The organism is Kitasatospora sp. NPDC030952, assembly GCF_055571335.1.
The window spans coordinates 24,090-40,360 of the sequence record NZ_JBVIFM010000023.1 but is presented as its reverse complement, the minus strand read 5'-3'; the positions used below and the strand labels follow the sequence as shown (position 1 = coordinate 40,360).

The window sequence follows — 16,271 nt, the reverse complement described above, 5'->3', positions numbered from 1 at the left end:
CCCCTCTTTGGGGTGGGTTGGACCCTCCTGTTAGCTTGTGGGGCCCACACCCCGGATTTCCCCTTCCCACCCCCCCCCCCCCCCCCCACAACCCCCCCCCCCCCCCCCCACCCCCCCCCGGGCCCGGCCTTGTTCGTTGGGTCAGTCGACGGTGATGTCGAGGTGGTGGACAGCACCGGCGAGGTGGTGGAGGCAGTGCTCGGCGGTGAGCAACGCCGACCTGTTCGCGGTGAGGGTGCCCAAGCCGGGCACCACGCGCCGGATACCGTCGACACGGTCGCGGGCCACGGTCTGACCGTCGACCACGGCTGGCATCAGCTCGCCGAAACCTCCCTCGGCTGGCCGAACAAGCACGACCTCGGCTGACCAACCGAACCGGGACTCGCCCCGAGCGACGGGCCAACCGCGACCAACGCCCGGTCCCCGCAGGAGAGTTCCGACCAGTCCTCGGCGGGTGCGCACCCCGCGGCCCCTCCGAGGGGCACCCGCCCGAACAACCGAGGCCCGGGGTCGTCCATGGACTCTCGGATCTTCCCATCAGGAGAACGTGTCTGGCCGGGGGCCTGCGGCTGTGAGGGTTCAGGGTGGTTCGGGTGGTTCGGGTGGTTCAGGGCGCGAATTCCTCGATCGTGGACGCGTCGTCCGGCGGCCCGTGCAGGAGCTGGAGGCGGGCGTACGCGGGGCTGTGGGCGAGCAACTGGTCGTGGGTGCCGTGTCCGGTGACCCGGCCGTGTTCCAGCAGGACGATCTGGGTGGCATCGCGGACGCTGAGCAGGTTGTGCGAGATGAGGATCGTCGAGCGGCCGCTCATCAGCCGATGGAGGGGCTGGAGGATGCGTTGTCCGGATTCGGCGTCGAGGCCGGTGGTGGGTTCGTCGAGGATCAGGAGGGGCGCGTCGCGGATCATCGCGCGGGCGATGGCGAGGCGCTGGCGCTGTCCGCCGGACAGGAGCCGGCCGCGTTGGCCGACGACGGTGTCGTAGCCCTCCGGAAGCCTGGTGACAAAGTCGTGGGCGTCGGCGGCGCGGGCCGCCGCGACGATTTCCTGCTCGCTGGCGTCCGGGCGGCCGAAGGCGATGTTCTCGCGGACGGTGCCGTGCAGGACGAGGGTCTCCTGAAGGACCACCGAGACGTGGTCACGCAGGTCGTCGAGCCCGAGGCTGCGCAGGTCACGCCCGTCCAGGCGAACGGCGCCCTGGTCGGGGTCGTAGAAACGCAGCAGTAGCTTCGCGATGGTGGACTTGCCGGCACCGCTCGTCCCGACCAGTGCCAAGGTCTCGCCGGGGGCCACTCTGAAGGAGACGTCCGCGAGTGCCGACCGGGTCGTTTGCGGGTAGCGGAAGTGGACGCCGTCGAACTCGACGGCTCCCTCGGTGTGCCGCAGCGGCCGGGGGTGGGCGGTCTCGGTGACCTGGGGGCGTTGGTCGAGCAGCTCGATGATCCGCTCGGCGGAGGCGGAGGCGGCGTAGAAGGTGTTGCTCAGCTGCGACATGCCCCGGATCGGGCTGTAGAGCCTGCTCAGCAGTGTCAGGAAGACCATCAGCCCGCCCAGCGTGAGCCGACCCTGGGTGAGCTCCCAGGTCCCCAGCCCCATGACGATCAGCGCGCCACTCAGCTCGATGACGTCCACGACCGGTCCGAACATCGCGCCGATCCGGGTCGACGCCATCACCGCGCGGTAGCGGCCGAGGCTCTCGCGTTCGAACCGTTGCTGTTCCCACCTCTGGCGGTTGTACGCCTGCACGAGCGCGATGTTGCCGAGGGCCTCCTCGGCAATCGCGCTGATCGAGCCGCTGCGGCGGCGCCGTTCGCGTGAGACGGCCTTGATCAGACCGGAGAAGCTTCGGGCGGTGAGCCAGAACAGCGGGGCGATGACCAGGGCCAGCAAGGTCAGGTCCCAGCGGAGATAGAACAGGACGCCGAGGAAGATGCCCAGTTGCACGACGTGCGAGAGAGCGTTGGCGATGCCGGAGAGCAGGAACGTCTCGACGGCTTCGACGTCACCGGTCACGCGGGTCAGGATGTCACCGAGCCTTCGGCGCTCGAAGAATCCGAGCGACAAGCCCTGGACGTGACGGAACACGTCGAATCGCAGGGTGAGCAGGAACCGTTCGCTGACCCACGCGGAGGTGACACTGTCAGCGAAACCGATGGCGCCTGAAAACAGGGTGAGCCCGACATAGGCGAGCGCGATCGGCAGGAAGAGATGCAGATTGCGAGGGACGAGCATGTCGTCGATCACGATCTTGAAAAGCCAGATCTCGGCGGTGTCGACGACCGGCCCCAGCACGATCATGAGGAATATCACGACCAGCCACCGTCGGCGACCGTATGTGTAGGGCCAGAACCGCCGGAGCAATTCCCGCATGGGGATCGCCGGCGCGGCTCCGACGATCTCGTCGGAATCCTGGGTGACCGTCACCAGGCGCCGCATCACCGACCGGATGGCGCGAATCGTGGTCATCACCCCGCGTTGTCCAAGACGCGACCTGCTCATCAAGCGGCGGCCTACTCATCAAACGGTGACCTGCTCAGTCCGCTCAGCGGTGACCCGCTCAATACGCCCGGTGCGCGATCCGGCCGCCCGATCCACAAACCTGCGCTCGACCGGTCCTGCAGCCACAGCCGGGCGCGAAGCCCGGCTATGGCCGATTCAACAGAGCTGAGTCCTAGTAGCCACCACGGCCGCCACGGCCACCACGGTCACCGCCGTCGCCGCGTCCGCCCCTGTCACCGTAGTCTCCGCGATCCCCGAAGTCACCGCGGTCCCCGCCGTCTCCATTGTCCCCGAAGTCCCTGTTGTCCCCGTAGTCTCCGTGATCCCTCCGGCGTTCATGGCGTCCGAAGTTCCAGCGGTCGAAGACTCCCATGATCTTCTCCCTTCTCAAGAGCTACTCCCAACCTACTTGAGCGAAGCGTCAGTTTGAGCAAAGAGTTCATCTTGGAAATGCCATAGACATTCGTATAGGTATTCATCAACTCCTTGAACGGATAACGGATTCTGTGCTTGGTCCGTTACCCAGCATGACTGCTGGGCGCGGCAACACCGATTTCGCCGCCCGAGCCGATTCTCACGCGCACTCACAGTGCCATGGGGCTACGGACTTTGCCCAGGGGCCCGGCCACTACCACGGCGAAAAGGCCTTCACCGCAGGCGACTTCTACCCCTACCACTCCCCCGTCGCCGGGGCGGACGCCCCTCCATCCGGTAGGCGTTGGCCGTGGTGAGCGTCCGCCAGTCCGGGAAGTTCCAGGGCGGCGTGGCCTGGTCGATGGTGCTCAACTGACTGTGCACTCCGGCCGGCTGTGTCCAGCAGTGGTCGCTGAACGGGGTGCCGGCCAGGTCGTAGAACAGCGTGGCCAGCTGCTCCGCGAGGGTGCGGTCGGCTCTCCGGGCTTCATCACCAGAGTGTGAGCCGGCCTGCTCGCGGGTGATCCGGGCGCGGCGGGTGGTGAGGAAGTCCCGGATCTCGCTGCGTCGGTCCATGCCCCGACACTACGTCCGGGCACCTCATGGGACCCGGGCGCGGGGGACCTTGCCAGGGTCCCCTCACCGGCCCCGATCGTGCGGTGGGCGGTGTTCGCTGGGTAGCAGGAAGCCCGAGGGTGCCGCCCCGGCCCGGGTGCCGGGTCCGACCCCGTCAGGAAGAGTTGAGTCCATGCGTGCAACCCTGCTCCACTGGGCCGGTGACGTCCGCGTCGAGGACGTCGCCGAGGGCTGCCGCCTGATGAACGCCCGCGAAGCCCTCAAGGTCATCGTCCGCCCCTGACCAGCGCGCCACTCAACCACGACCACCCCACCGAACGAACGACGGGAATCCTCGTGAAGCACATCCGCCTGCGTGACCTGGACGTCTCCCGCATCGGCCTGGGAGCCATGGGCATGTCCCACGGCTACACCGGCGCCGGCAGCGACGACGAGCAGTCCGTACGCACCATCCACCGCGCCCTGGAGCTGGGCGTCACCCTGATCGACACCGCCGAGGTCTACGGCCCCTACACCAACGAGGAGCTGGTGGGCCGCGCGCTCAAGGGCCGCCGGGACCAGGTGGTGCTGGCCACGAAGTTCGGCCTGATCTCCTACTCCGGTCGTGGGAGCGGGCCGGACAGCAGCCCCGCGAGCGTCCGCGCCGCCGTCGAGGGCTCGCTCAAACGCCTGGGCACCGACTACATCGACCTGTACTACCAGCACCGCGTGGACCCCGGCACCCCGATCGAGGAGACGGTCGGGGCGCTGGCCGAGCTGGTGGCCGAGGGCAAGATCCGGCACATCGGCCTGTCCGAGGCCGGACCCGAGACGATCCGCCGCGCCCACGCCGTGCACCCGGTCACCGCGGTGCAGTCCGAGTACTCGCTGTTCACCCGCGACCCCGAGGCCCGCGTGCTGCCGGTGCTGCGCGAGCTGAACATCGGCTTCGTGCCGTTCTCCCCGCTCGGACGCGGCTTCCTGACCGGCGCGATCCGCTCCCCGGAGCAGTTCGCGGCGGACGACTTCCGCGCCGACAACCCCCGCTTCACCGGCGAGAACTTCCAGCACAACCTGAACCTGGCCGACCAGGTCTCCGCCATCGCCGCCGAGATCGGTGCCACCCCCGGACAGGTCGCCCTGGCCTGGCTGCTGGCACAGGGCGAGGACGTCGCGCCCATCCCCGGCACCCGCCGCGTCGCCCGCGTCGAGGAGAACACCGCCGCCGACACCCTCCAGCTCACCGACGAGCAGCTGGCCCGGCTCAGCGCCCTGCCCCCGGCCGCCGGGGACACCCACACCCCGGCGCAGATGAGGATGATGGAGCGCTGATGACGGCACCACCCCCGCGTAGCCCCCGACCTCGCTCAGCGCCGGGTTCTCCTCGTCCACGCAGCGGGTTCCGGCCCATGGCCCCGACGCCCACGGTCCGCGCCGAACGTGAGGTGATCCTCTCCGCGGGCGCCTACGGGTCCCCGAAGCTGCTGCTCTCCGGGATCGGGTCGGCCGCCGAGCCGGCCGGGGTGTACGACGTCGAGGGGCTGCGGGTGGTGGACGCCTCGGTGTTCCCGTCGGTGCCCCGCGGCAACACCGACGCGCCGGTGATCATGGCGGCGGAGAAGGCGGCGGACCTCATCGAGGGGGCGCGGCACTGAGCGACTCCCCCGCCCCGGTTCGGCATCACCCCGGCTGGGTGGCGGGGACCGCTGCCGGGGTCGGGCCTAGGTCGAGCACGTCGTCTGCGAGGGGCAGCAGGGCCCGGTCGTGGGTGATCAGGATGATCGTGCGGCCGGCCATCAGGCGGCGCAGCGGGGGGATGAGCTGTTCGACGGTGTGCGGGTCGAGTCCGGTGGTGGGTTCGTCCAGGACGAGGACCGGGGTGTCGCGCAGGAAGGCCCGGGCGATGGCCACGCGCTGGGCCTGCCCCCCGGAGAGCTGGAAGCCGTCGTCGCCGATGACCGTGCGGTAGCCGTCCGGGAGTGCGGTGATGAAGTCATGGGCGCCGGCGTTCCGGGCCGCGCGCTCGATCTCGTCCGGCAGGGCGGCGGCGGCGCGGCCGTAGGCGATGTTGTCGGCGATGGAGGCGTGGAAGAGCGGTGCCTGCTGGGGCAGCAGGGTGACGGCCTGGCGCAGGGAGGCGAGGGTGAGCTCCCGGATGTCCTGGCCGTCGAGGCGGACGGTTCCGCTCTCCGGGTCGAGGAAGCGGACCAGCAGTTTGGCGAGCGTGGACTTCCCGCTGCCGCTCGGGCCGACCACGGCGAGCGTCCCGCCGGGGCGGAGGTCGAGGTCCAGGCCGGCCAGCACCGGGGCCCCGGAGGCGCCCGGGTAGGCGGCGCGGACGTCCTCGCAGGTGATCCGGCCGCGCACCGGCCCGGTGTCCCGGGCGCCGTCGCGTTCCCGTACGGGGCTGGTCAGGTCGTGCAGTTCCAGGAGGCGTTCGCCGGAGGCGCAGGCGGCGCCCGCCAGGGGGACGAGCCCGGCCAGTTGCTGAGCGGGTTCGAAGAGCTGGGCCATGAAGGCCGCGAACGCGAGCAGGCCGCCGAGGCTCAGTTGGCCGTGGATGACCTCGAAGGCCCCGACGCCCACCACGACCAGTCCCGCGAGCAGCTGCAGCACCCCGATGAAGGGCTGGTAGAGGTCGGCCACCCGGGCGGCGGAGAGCTCGGCGTTGAGGAGGGCCCGGCCCTCCCGGTCGACCCGTTCGACCTCGCGGCCCTCCTGGCCGTAGGTCCGGGTGACGACGGCGTTGCGCAGCGTCTCCTCCAGCAGGGCGGTGACGCCGCCGGCGCGGCGCTGGACCTGTCGCTCCCGGCGGCGGATGCCCCGCCCGAACAGGGTGGTGGCGAGGATGAACAGGGGTGCGACCACCAGTGCGGCCAGCGTGAGCGGCCAGCTGAGGTAGAACGCGGCGCCGGTGAACAGCAGCAGGCTGACGGTGGCCACCGCGCCCTCGACCAGCCCGGTGGCCACCATCTGCTCGATCGCGGCGATGTCGCTGGTGAGCCGGGCGACCAGGTCACCGCGCCAGCGGGTCTCCAGGGTGTCGGGCGGCAGGGTGTGCAGATGGGCGAGGGTGTCGGTGCGCAGCCGGAGCATGTAGCGTTCGGCGGTCCTGGTGCTGGTGTACGTCCCCGCGTAGGTGAACAGCCCGGCGACGACGGCCGCGCCCAGCATGAGCCCGGCGAGCAGCCAGAAGTCGCCGAAGCGGCGCGGCACGAGGACTTCGTCGATCAGGTCCTTGAACAGCCAGACCGAGACGACCTCGCCGAAGGCGCCCAGGACGAGCAGGGCCGCGCTGAACGGCAGCCACCGGACGTCCGGACGGACCCACGGCCAGAAGCGGCGGAAGAGCTCGCGTAGCGGGATGTCGGGCGAGTCCGCGACCGGGCCCTGGTCGGCAGCCGGGTCCGCCCGGCCCCCCGAGGACGTTGCACCGTGCACGTCGGCACCCCGTTCGGCATGCGGAGGACAGGATGAGGGGCCGACGGCGATGCCGCCGGCCCCTGGGTTGAAGCTATGACGGACTACTTCACGCAGTCCTCATCGGCCCCACCGTCACCAGAATCCGAACCGCCTACGGCGGTTGTGACGACGACGACGCCGACGTCCGTGGTCATGGTCGCGACGGTCGAAGTAACTCATTGCTGACTTCTTTCTCTCGTCTCACCGGCGTTCCGCCCTCGCACTCGTCAACGAGGCGTTGACTTGGCGGGGGAGCGGCGTCGGATCTGCCGTGCCGTGGTCGGATCCGTCGGGCGGGGCCGTGGGTCACGCGCCACACACCACGCGGATTCGTTCCACCCCTCCAGTATCGCCACGCCCCGGCCACGCGCAGCTCCAGAACGGCACCGGGCCCAGCCCCACCGGCTCTGACCAGGTGAAACACCATTCGGATTCGGTGGCGCCGAACGGGGCAGTGCGCAGGCCGCCAAGGGTGGGAACGGCGGCCGACGGGACGGTAGCCAGTGTCCGCACGGCTGTGAGCGCACTCGGCCGGGCCAGGCTGCCTGCTGACACTCCGGGGCACCGGTGGTGCGGGATGCGCGGGATGTGCTCGACGTCGTCGACGACCGGGTGGTCAGGTCGGCCGGCATCGACCTCGCGCGCCATCGCGTCACCGTCCGTCACGGGCCCGCGGCCCTCGCCCGCATCGCCCGCCTGCCCCGGGCCGGACTCGCCGCCGTCGGCGACGTCAGCTGACGCGCCCTCACTCACCACCTGCCCGGGTGGGCCCGCAGCCGCCCTAGGATCTGCGGCATGGCGACACGACTCGTGCAGATCAACATGAAGGCCCGGGACGACTCCGCGCTCGGCCGGTTCTGGGCGCAGGCGCTCGGATGGGGCGTCGACAGCGAGGGGCCGGGCGTGACCAACCTCGAACCCGTGGGCTTCGCCTACCCCGACCCGGCGGCCGTCTGCATCGACATCGTCGCCCGCCCGGAGCCCAAGACGGTGAAGAACCGGGTGCACCTGGATCTGGCCACCGAATCGGCCGCGCACCAGGCGGAGTTGGTCGCGCGGTTGCAGGACCTCGGCGCGACGCTCGCCGACGTCGGGCAGGGCGACGACGTGCCCTGGACGGTCATGGCCGACCCGGAGGGCAACGAGTTCTGCGTCCTGGAGCCCCGCCCGGTCTACCGGGACACCGGGCCGATCGCCGCGGTGGTGGTCGACTGCGCCGCCCCGCGGGAGATGGCCCGGTTCTGGGGCGAGGCGATGGACTGGACGCTGCACGAGGTCACCGACGCGCAGGCGACCCTGCGCTCCGCCCAAGGCGTGGGCCCCTACCTGGAGTTCCTCCGCACTCCGGACACCAAGAGCGGGTGGAACCGGGTCCACCTCGACATCAGCCCCTACCGCGGGGACGACCTCGCGGCGGAGGAGGCCCGGCTGCGCGCCCTGGGCGCCACCGACCCCGGCATCGACCAGTCGGCGATCCCCTGGACCGTCCTGGTCGACCCGGAGGGCAACGAGTTCTGCCTCCTCAGCCCCCGCTGACCCCCGGCCCCCGGCGCCCGGCCCCTGGCTCCCGGCTGGCCCCCGGCCCGCGCCCACCGAAGCCCCGCCGTCGGTGGGCGCGGGCAGAATGTCCGATCACGAACGGCCGCCGGTGCGGGCGTTCACCGGGGGATGCACGTCGTCGGCGTCCGCGCCCAGGCCCGCGAGCAGGCGCAGCCCGTCCTCGGCGGGGCTGCCGGGGGCTGCGGACAGCACCAGCAGTTCGATGCCCGAGTCGTCGGGCAGTGCGAAGTTCTCCTGGTGCAGTTCCAGCAGTCCGACCAGCGGGTGCCGGTACACCTTGCGCCCGTGGGTGCGGGCGCGCACGTCCGCGCGGGCCCAGAGGCGGCGGAAGCGTTCGCTGCCCATCGCCAGTTCGCCGATGAGCGAGGCCAGCCCGGGGTCGTCGGGGTACTGGCCGGCGGCCAGCCGCAGGTGCCCGACCACGTCGAGGGTGCAGGCCTCCCACTCCGCGTAGAGGCCGCCGTCAAGTTCCTCCAGGAAGATGTGCCGGGCGGTGTTCAGGCCCGGCACCGGGCGACCGAGGACGAGTCCGGCGAGGCGGTTCCCGGCGAGTACGTCCAGGCGGTGGTTCATGATCAGCGCGGGTGCGTCGACGACCAGGTCGAGGACGCGCAGCAGTTCCGGCCGGATCCGGCCGCCCGGCGACTTCGCGCGGCGGCGGCACTGCCGGGCGAGGCGGCAGAGGTGCCCGCGTTCGGTCTCGTCGAGGTCGAGGACTCGGGCGAGCGCGTCGAGCACCTGCTCGGAGGGCTGGGTCGCGCGGCCCTGCTCCAGGCGCACGTAGTAGTCGACGCTGACGCCGGACAGGTGCGCGACCTCCTCGCGGCGCAGCCCTTCGACCCGGCGGCGCCGGTCGGTGGGAATGCCGGCCAGCGCCGGATCGACCCGGGCACGCCGGGTCCGCAGGAAGCCCGCGAGATCGTCCATGCGCCCCAGTATCGCCCCCGGCCGAGCCCGCGAGGGTGGCCCTGCCGGTACCAGGAAGTCCGGTCCGACGGAAGCGGCGCCCCTGAACGCCGGGCGCCGGGCCGTCCAGGATCGAAGCCGTCCGATCCGAACGCATCCGATCCGAAGGAGTTCCCGTGAAGACGCTGATCGTCCACGCCCACCCGGAACCGAAGTCGCTCAACGGCTCGTTGAAGGACCTCGCCGTCACCACCCTGGAGAAGGCCGGGCACGAGGTACTGGTGAGCGATCTGTACGCGATGAACTGGAAGGCCGTCGCGGACGCCGCGGACTACGGCCCCGAGGCCTCGAACCCACTGAGGGTCGCCCGGGACTCCGGCCGGGCCTTCGAGGCCGGGACGCTCACCCCGAACGTCCTCGCCGAGCAGCAGAAGCTGCTGTGGGCCGACACCGTCATCTTCCAGTTCCCGCTGTGGTGGTACACGATGCCCGCGATCCTCAAGGGCTGGGTGGACCGGGTGTTCACCCACCGCTTCGCGTACGGCGTCGGCGAGCACAGCGACACCAAGTACGGCGAGCGCTTCGGCGAAGGCACCCTCGCGGGCCGCAGGGCGCTGCTGTCGGTGACCACCGGCGGCCCGCGGTCGCACTACGCCGCGCGCGGGATCAACGGCCCCATCGACGACCTGCTGTTCCCGTTCCAGCACGGCGTCCTCTACTACCCGGGCATCGAGGTGCTGCCGCCCTTCGTGCTGTACGGCACCGACCGGATGACCGAGGAGGACTACCCGGCCGTCGCCGAGGCCTGGGAGCGGCGACTGCTGACCCTGGAGTCGACCGAGCCGATCGCGTTCCGGCCGCAGAACTTCGGTGACTACGAACTCCCCTCGCTGCACCTGAAGGAGGGCCTGGAACCCGCGGGCCGCACGGGTTTCGGCCTGCACGTGCGCGGCTGACCGCCGACGACGGACCGGGGCGAGCGGTTGCGCGAACCGGACGAGCGGGGGCGCGTGTCCGGGCGCCCCCGCTCCCTCATCCGGTCAGCGCGCTCCTCGGATGCTGTCGATGATCCGGGTCCAGTTGTCGCCGCCGTGTCCGTTCTCGATCGCGCGCCGGTAGTGGGCCTGCACGGCCAGCGGCAGCGCGAGGTCGAGGCCGACCGAGGCGCTGGTGTCGACGATGTGGTCGGCCGTCGCGCCCATCATGGTGACCGTGCTGAGGGCGCCGGGGTGTTCTCCGGCGTCGAGCGCCGTGCCGGGGGTCTCCTCACCGGCCCTCAGGATGGCGCCGATCGAGTCGGCGGAGGCGAGCAGCTCCGGCAGCGCCGCCGGGGCCTTCACTCCGGCCGTGCCCAGCATCGCGGTCGCCTGCATCAGTCCGGACAAGGTGCTGAGGAACACCGCGAGTTGGGCCTGGTACATCAGCTGCGCGAGCCCCGGGTCCTCCCCCAGGTACTTCGGTGTCCCCAGCAGCGTCAGCGCCGCCAGGTGGCGCTCCAGCACCTGGCCGTCGCCGCTGTAGTAGATCTGGGACGCCGCCGTACCGACCATCGGCGCGGGGACCATGACGCCTCCGGTGAGGAAGGCCGCGCCGTGGCCCGCCGCCCAGGCCGCCGCCTCGCGCGAGCGGTCGGGGGTGTCGGAGCCGAGGTTGGCCAGCGTCCGGCCGGCCAGCGACCCGGTGGCTCCGTCGAGGATGTCGTACATCGCCTGGTAGTCGGTCAGGCTGAGGATCACGAGGTCACCGGCCGCCACCGCCTCATCGGGCGTCGCCGCGAGTACCGCCCCGGCGGCGACGACGCCGTCGGCCCGGTGGGCGGTGCGGTTCCAGACGGTCACCGGGTGGCCGGCGGTGAGGAGGGTTCGGGCCATCGCCTGTCCCATCGGGCCGAGCCCGATCACGGTGACGGCGCGGTTCTGCTTGCTGCTGTGGTTCTGTCGTTCGTTCACCCCTCCATGCTCGGAGAGCGTCACCGCTCCCGGAAGTACCTACTATTTTCTGCGGTACTAACCAATGAGTAAGGGGGGTCGGCGATGGCCAAGGCACCGAGGCAAGGGCCGTACATCTGCGGCATCGACGCCGCGCTCGACGTGGTGAGCGGCAAGTGGAAGGGGCTGATCCTCTGGGAACTCGACACCCGTGGCGTGCGCCGCTTCGCCGAACTCCGCCGCGCCCTGCCGGGAGTGAGCGAGAAGATGCTGACGCAGCACCTGCGCGAGCTGGAGGCCGACGGCCTGGTGCACCGGGAGGTCCACGCGGAGGTGCCGCCACGGGTCGAGTACTCCCTCACCGAGCACGGGCACACCCTCAATCAGGCCCTCCGGCCGCTCGGCGTCTGGGGGCGCGAGCGGATCGACCGCGAGGGCCACCCAGTGGTCGACGCGGCCGGGGATCCGGTCGGCGGATAGACCGGGCGGCGAGTTCAGCCTCCGCTCCCCGGCCGCGAACCCGACGGCCCGGCCGGCGCCCGCTCGCCCGGTGCTGCCCGGTTCACCTCGTGATGTCGCCGTCCGGCAGGTCGTGGACGGTGACCTCGGCGCGCGGCCGGCCCAGGAGCTCGGCCACCGTGTCGCCGATCCGCTGCGCGTCGCCCGTCGGCTCGGGGGGCGTTCCTTCGGTGTACCGCTCGATGGCCTTCTCGAAGTAGGAGGGGTTCCAGGCCCCGACGGCCCCGCTGACGTCGACGGCCTTCACCGGGCGGTGGCCGACGGCGCGCCTGATGGCGGGGAGGATCTCGTCCGAGGCGTACTTCCCCGGGACCTGGAACAGGCTCGCGTGGCCGCCGACCTTGCCGCCGTCCCGCAGGTAGACGGTGACGACCAGGCAGCTGGTCACGGACGGGTAGGTGATCGTGCCGCGCGGACCCACCTGGCCGACCTCGCCCTCGGTGAGCGAGATGCCGGGCGCGGCCGGCGTCCGCGGCACGAGGTGCTGTGCGCTGACCTGCCCGGCCCCGCCGAGCGTCGCGGTCCCGACCGGGCCGGCGCCGAGCCCCTCCGCCGAGGCTCCCCCGGCCGCACAGACCGCCAGCACCAGCGCCGCCGCGACGGCGACACCGGCCCTCCGCACGCCCAGCCCGGACACCAGCAACGTCATGACCCCACACCCCAGGAAACCGATTCCGCGTGCACCCGTGCACACGCGCGGTGACACATGCTCCCGAGCACGAACGATCTCGTCAACTCCACGCCCCTCCCGTTCACGCCCCTCCCGCCGGTCACCGCCGAAGGGCCGCCGGAACGAACGGGCGCCCTTCGGACAGACGGCCGGACAACCAGCCCGTCCGTCCACCCGATCGGGCACTTCCCCGGAACATCCGCGAACGGGGCGGGACAGCAACCGGCCGCATGCGAAAGGCTCCGCGCATCCGGAGCGGGCCCCGTGGTTCGGCGGCCGGGATCGGCCGGATCGAGCCCACACCCGGAAGGTGACATGACCGTTCAGGACGTCCCGACCGCCCGCGCCGTCCGGCACGGCGACTTCGCCGAGCTGCGGCGACGCGTCGCGGAGGCCGGGCTGCTGCGCCGGCGTCCGCTGTACTACGCCTGCCGCGCCGGTGCCCTGCTCGTCGCCTCGGGGCTGATGCTGGCGGGGTTCACCGCGCTCGGAGCGAGCTGGTGGCAACTCGGCCTCGCGCCGCTGTTCGCCTTCCTGCTGGGGCAGTTGGCGCTGCTCGGACACGACGTCGCGCACCACGCGGTGTTCTCCGGGCGCCGGGCGACGGACCTGGCGGGGATCCTGCTGGGCAACCTGGTGGTCGGCATGAGCTACGGCTGGTGGGTCAGCGACCACAACCGCCACCACGCGCACCCCAACCGCGAGGGCCGCGACCCGGCGGCGGACGCCATCCTCTTCGTCCGCACCACCGAACAGGCCGACCGGACACGGGGGTTGAGGCGGTTCATCGCCAGGCACCAGGCGGAGCTGTTCTTCCCGCTGCTCTCCCTCCAGGCACTCGGCCTGGTCGTCGCCACCGGGCTGACCCTGGCCCGGGGCCCGCTCCGCCACCCGGTGCTGGAACGGACCCTGGCCGCCCTGCACTACGCCCTGGCGGCGGCTCTGCTGCTGCTCGTCCTCACGCCGCTCCAGGCGCTCGCGTTCGCCGTGCTGTGCGGCGCCGTGCTCGGTGTGTACCTGGGGTGCGTCTTCGCGCCCAACCACAAGGGCATGCCGATGACCGGCGCCGCCGAGGAGCACACGGACTACCTGCGCCGGCAGGTGCTGCCCTCCCGCAACCTCCGGGCCGGGCGGTTCGTCCACTTCCTGTTCGGCGGCCTCGACCTCCAGATCGAGCACCACCTCTTCCCGGCCATGCCGGTGGTCGCGTTGCGCCCGGCCTCACGGATCGTGCGCGCCTACTGCTCGGAGATCGGCGTGGACTACTGCGACGCCGGGCTCGTCGACTCGTTCCGGGAGATCCTGCGGGACCTCCGGGCGGTCGGCCGCTCCATCGAACCGAAGCCGCCGTCGGCCGCCGAGCCTGCGACAGAAGACGGGTCCACGACGGCCGCCGGGCGTGCGACAGAAGCCGGGTCCACAACGGAAGCCGGGCGCGCGACAGAAGCCGGGCCCGCGACGGCCGCCGGGCCCGCGATGGGAGCCGCCCGGTGAGCGCGGCCCCCTCCGGGGCGGCGGTACGCACCCCGGGCGGCCCGGTACGCGACGGCGGCCGCCTGCGGGTGCTGATCGTCACCGAGTCCTTCGCCCCGCAGGTCAACGGCGTCGCCCACAGCGTGCTCCGGACGGCCGAGCACCTGGTGGCGCGCGGGCACCGGGTGCTCGTGGTCGCCCCGGCGACCCGGACCCGACGGGGCCCCGAGCGGGCCGACGGCTACGACGTCGTCCGGGTGCCGTCCGTGCCGCTGCCCGGCTATCCGGAGGTGCGGATCGCCCTCCCCGGGCGTCGGCTGGCCGCGGCCATCGACCGGCACCGGCCCCAAGTCGTCCATCTGGCCGGGCCGTTCGCGCTCGGCGCGGCCGGGGCAGCGGCGGCCGGACGGGCCGGGATCCCGACCGTGGCGGTGTTCCAGACCGACATGGCCGCGTACACCAGGACCTACCTCCCGGTGGCGCGCGAGCCCGGCGCCCGACTCGCCTGGCGGATCCTGCGGCGCATCCACACCGGCGCCGCCCGGACGCTGGCGCCGTCCCAGGCCTCGCTGAGCGCGCTAGCCGCCCAGGGCGTCCCCCGGCTGCACCTGTGGCCTCGCGGCGTCGACGGCGCCCGCTTCCACCCCCGCCACCGCGACGAGGCGCTGCGCCGCCGGCTCGGCCCGCACGGCGAGGTGCTGGTCGGCTACGTCGGTCGCCTGGCGGCGGAGAAGCAGGTCGACCGGCTGGCCGCGGCGTCCCGGCTGCCGGGCGTACGGCTGGTGGTCGTCGGCGACGGCCCGTGCCGGAGCGCCCTGGAGGCCGCGCTGCCGGACGCGCTCTTCCTGGGCCGCCGCACCGGGCCCGAACTCGCCCGGCTCTACGCCTCGTTGGACGTGTTCGCGCACACCGGCCCGTACGAGACCTTCGGCCAGACCGTCCAGGAGGCGATGGCCAGCGGCCTGCCCGTCATCGCCCCGGCCGCCGGCGGGCCGCTGGACCTCGTCCGGCCGGGGAGCACCGGCCTGCTCGTCCCGCCCGGCTCCGGTGACGCGTTCCGGGCGGCGGTCGAACGGCTCGCCCGGGACGGCGGGCTACGGGCGGAACTCGGCCGGGCGGGCCGCGCGGCGGTGGCCGGGCGCAGCTGGGCGGAGGTCGGCGACCAGCTGATCGGGCACTACCGGCTGGCCATCGCTGAGACGGCCGGGCCGCGGAGCCGACCGGTCGGGACCGGCTGACGGCACCCGCCCGCGACCCGCGTCGCGACCCGTCGTGCCCGACTCGCGACCCGCCTCGCAACTCGCCTCGCAACTCGCCTCGCAACCCGCATCGGGCCCGTCGCGCCACGCATCGAGCCCCCGAGATGAGGACCACCGTGCACCAGCCCCTCGCCGCCGAGTACCTCCCCAGTACGGCTCCCGCCGCCGACACCGCCGTGTTCCTGCACGGCCTCGGCGGGTGGACCCACAACTGGGCCGCGCTGACCGGCCTGCTGCGGCCGTCCGTCCACTGCCTCGCCCTGGACCTCCCCGGCTTCGGCAGGTCCGCACCCCCGCCCGACGGCCGGGTCACCGTCGCCCGGCAGGCCGCCGCCGTCGCCCGCCACCTGGAGCGCACCGGGCACCGCCGCGTCCACCTCGTCGGCAACTCCCTCGGCGCCCTGACCGCCCTCCACCTCGCCGCCCACCGTCCCGGCCTGGTCGCCACCCTGACGCTGGTCTCCCCCGTGCTGCCCGCTCTGCCGCCGCCCCAGGCCCTGCGGCTCTCGCTGCTCGCCCTGCCCGGCGCCCACCACCTGTACGCCCGGCGCCTCGCGGCCCAGAGCCCGGACCGCCAGCTCGACGACCTCTACCGGCTGATCTACGCGAACCCCGCCCTGGTCACCCCCGAGCAGCGGACGACGGAGGCCCGGGAACGCCTGCGCCGCGCCGAACTCCCCCACACCCCGGGGATGTTGACGGCGGGCGTGCGCGCGGTCGTCCGCACCTACCTGCACCGCGGAACGTCCTCGCCCTGGCAGCAGGCGCGCCGGATCACCGCTCCCACCCTGCTCGTCTACGGCCGGGAGGACCGCCTCGTCCCCTTCCGCACCGCGCCCCGCGCCTACGCGGCCGTCCGCGACGTCCGACTCCTGGCCCTCCCCGGGACCGGCCACGTCGCCATGCAGGAACGCCCCGAGCCGTTGGCCGCCGCGCTCCGCGCCCTGATCACCGGGAGCCGCCCCACCCTGCCGGACCCCACCACCGCGGCCCAGCCCGCCGTCTCCGGGCGCTGATCCCGCCCGGCC

Annotated in this window: 15 protein-coding genes and 1 pseudogene; 10 read left to right on the top strand and 6 right to left on the bottom strand. The window is 72.6% G+C overall.

Annotation, left to right across the window (positions count from 1 at the left end):
- Positions 1 to 162: 162 nt before the first annotated feature.
- On the top strand, positions 163 to 366 hold the full coding sequence (locus ACZ47G_RS31385; protein WP_465748483.1) for a hypothetical protein: 204 nt from the start codon (positions 163 to 165) through the stop codon (positions 364 to 366).
- A gap of 241 nt (positions 367 to 607) precedes the next feature.
- On the opposite strand, the gene ACZ47G_RS31380 is transcribed toward ACZ47G_RS31385, so the two are convergent.
- Both ACZ47G_RS31380 and ACZ47G_RS31375 read right to left on the bottom strand, forming a co-directional pair.
- Positions 608 to 2,464, bottom strand: coding sequence for an ABC transporter ATP-binding protein (locus tag ACZ47G_RS31380; protein WP_465748481.1), 1,857 nt, complete (start codon positions 2,462 to 2,464; stop codon positions 608 to 610).
- Between the two features lie 681 nt (positions 2,465 to 3,145).
- Positions 3,146 to 3,487, bottom strand: a complete 342-nt coding sequence (locus ACZ47G_RS31375) for a hypothetical protein (RefSeq protein WP_465748479.1) — start codon at positions 3,485 to 3,487, stop codon at positions 3,146 to 3,148.
- Between the two features lie 336 nt (positions 3,488 to 3,823).
- Between ACZ47G_RS31375 and ACZ47G_RS31370 the strand changes: the two genes are divergently transcribed.
- Together ACZ47G_RS31370 and ACZ47G_RS31365 are read left to right on the top strand one after the other, a co-directional pair.
- Positions 3,824 to 4,798, top strand: coding sequence for an aldo/keto reductase (locus tag ACZ47G_RS31370; RefSeq protein ID WP_465748477.1), 975 nt, complete (start codon positions 3,824 to 3,826; stop codon positions 4,796 to 4,798).
- Positions 4,799 to 4,989: 191 nt separating this feature from the next.
- Positions 4,990 to 5,121, top strand: a pseudogene (locus ACZ47G_RS31365) (GMC oxidoreductase); the annotation flags it as partial.
- Positions 5,122 to 5,146: 25 nt separating this feature from the next.
- Here ACZ47G_RS31365 and ACZ47G_RS31360 read toward each other — a convergent pair.
- Positions 5,147 to 6,907 (bottom strand): ABC transporter ATP-binding protein, encoded by a 1,761-nt coding sequence (locus ACZ47G_RS31360; RefSeq protein ID WP_465748475.1) that lies wholly within the window; start codon positions 6,905 to 6,907, stop codon positions 5,147 to 5,149.
- A 609-nt stretch (positions 6,908 to 7,516) separates the two neighbouring features.
- Here ACZ47G_RS31360 and ACZ47G_RS31355 point away from each other — a divergent pair.
- Positions 7,517 to 7,666 (top strand): hypothetical protein, encoded by a 150-nt coding sequence (locus ACZ47G_RS31355; RefSeq protein WP_465748473.1) that lies wholly within the window; start codon positions 7,517 to 7,519, stop codon positions 7,664 to 7,666.
- Positions 7,667 to 7,723: 57 nt separating this feature from the next.
- The gene (locus tag ACZ47G_RS31350) at positions 7,724 to 8,464 is read left to right on the top strand and encodes a VOC family protein (protein ID WP_465748471.1); all 741 of its coding nucleotides are present in this window, start codon (positions 7,724 to 7,726) and stop codon (positions 8,462 to 8,464) included.
- A 96-nt stretch (positions 8,465 to 8,560) separates the two neighbouring features.
- On the opposite strand, the gene ACZ47G_RS31345 is transcribed toward ACZ47G_RS31350, so the two are convergent.
- Entirely contained in the window at positions 8,561 to 9,415 is an 855-nt protein-coding gene (locus ACZ47G_RS31345; RefSeq protein ID WP_465748469.1) for a helix-turn-helix transcriptional regulator, read from the bottom strand.
- 155 nt (positions 9,416 to 9,570) lie between these two features.
- On the opposite strand from ACZ47G_RS31345, the gene ACZ47G_RS31340 reads away from it, so the two are divergent.
- Positions 9,571 to 10,350 carry an NAD(P)H-dependent oxidoreductase gene (locus tag ACZ47G_RS31340; protein WP_465748467.1) on the top strand — a complete coding sequence of 260 codons (780 nt, stop codon included), beginning with the start codon at positions 9,571 to 9,573 and terminating at the stop codon, positions 10,348 to 10,350.
- A gap of 84 nt (positions 10,351 to 10,434) precedes the next feature.
- Here ACZ47G_RS31340 and ACZ47G_RS31335 read toward each other — a convergent pair whose 3' ends face one another.
- Entirely contained in the window at positions 10,435 to 11,343 is a 909-nt protein-coding gene (locus ACZ47G_RS31335) for an NAD(P)-dependent oxidoreductase (protein ID WP_465748465.1), read from the bottom strand.
- A gap of 84 nt (positions 11,344 to 11,427) precedes the next feature.
- Between ACZ47G_RS31335 and ACZ47G_RS31330 the strand changes: the two genes are divergently transcribed.
- Positions 11,428 to 11,802 carry a winged helix-turn-helix transcriptional regulator gene (locus ACZ47G_RS31330; protein WP_465748463.1) on the top strand — a complete coding sequence of 125 codons (375 nt, stop codon included), beginning with the start codon at positions 11,428 to 11,430 and terminating at the stop codon, positions 11,800 to 11,802.
- An 82-nt stretch (positions 11,803 to 11,884) separates the two neighbouring features.
- On the opposite strand, the gene ACZ47G_RS31325 is transcribed toward ACZ47G_RS31330, so the two are convergent.
- Positions 11,885 to 12,490 carry a hypothetical protein gene (locus tag ACZ47G_RS31325; protein WP_465748461.1) on the bottom strand — a complete coding sequence of 202 codons (606 nt, stop codon included), beginning with the start codon at positions 12,488 to 12,490 and terminating at the stop codon, positions 11,885 to 11,887.
- A 336-nt stretch (positions 12,491 to 12,826) separates the two neighbouring features.
- On the opposite strand from ACZ47G_RS31325, the gene ACZ47G_RS31320 reads away from it, so the two are divergent.
- The 3 genes from ACZ47G_RS31320 to ACZ47G_RS31310 all read left to right on the top strand — a co-directional run bounded on the left by ACZ47G_RS31320 (position 12,827) and on the right by ACZ47G_RS31310 (position 16,259).
- Entirely contained in the window at positions 12,827 to 14,005 is a 1,179-nt protein-coding gene (locus tag ACZ47G_RS31320) for a fatty acid desaturase family protein (RefSeq protein WP_465748459.1), read from the top strand.
- Between the two features lie 62 nt (positions 14,006 to 14,067).
- Positions 14,068 to 15,222, top strand: a complete 1,155-nt coding sequence (locus tag ACZ47G_RS31315; RefSeq protein WP_465748651.1) for a glycosyltransferase family 4 protein — start codon at positions 14,068 to 14,070, stop codon at positions 15,220 to 15,222.
- A gap of 137 nt (positions 15,223 to 15,359) precedes the next feature.
- Complete coding sequence (locus ACZ47G_RS31310; protein ID WP_465748457.1) at positions 15,360 to 16,259, top strand: alpha/beta fold hydrolase; 900 nt, start codon at positions 15,360 to 15,362, stop codon at positions 16,257 to 16,259.
- Positions 16,260 to 16,271: the final 12 nt, after the last annotated feature.

Excerpts from the sequence above, each read along its gene's own strand:
- ACZ47G_RS31380 (WP_465748481.1), bottom strand. The coding sequence starts at position 2,464 with ATGACCACGATTCGCGCCATCCGGTCGGTGATGCGGCGCCTGGTGACG.
- ACZ47G_RS31375 (WP_465748479.1), bottom strand. The coding sequence starts at position 3,487 with ATGGACCGACGCAGCGAGATCCGGGACTTCCTCACCACCCGCCGCGCC.
- ACZ47G_RS31350 (WP_465748471.1), top strand. The coding sequence starts at position 7,724 with ATGGCGACACGACTCGTGCAGATCAACATGAAGGCCCGGGACGACTCC.
- ACZ47G_RS31345 (WP_465748469.1), bottom strand. The coding sequence starts at position 9,415 with ATGGACGATCTCGCGGGCTTCCTGCGGACCCGGCGTGCCCGGGTCGAT.
- ACZ47G_RS31330 (WP_465748463.1), top strand. The coding sequence starts at position 11,428 with ATGGCCAAGGCACCGAGGCAAGGGCCGTACATCTGCGGCATCGACGCC.
- ACZ47G_RS31325 (WP_465748461.1), bottom strand. The coding sequence starts at position 12,490 with ATGACGTTGCTGGTGTCCGGGCTGGGCGTGCGGAGGGCCGGTGTCGCC.
- ACZ47G_RS31320 (WP_465748459.1), top strand. The coding sequence starts at position 12,827 with ATGACCGTTCAGGACGTCCCGACCGCCCGCGCCGTCCGGCACGGCGAC.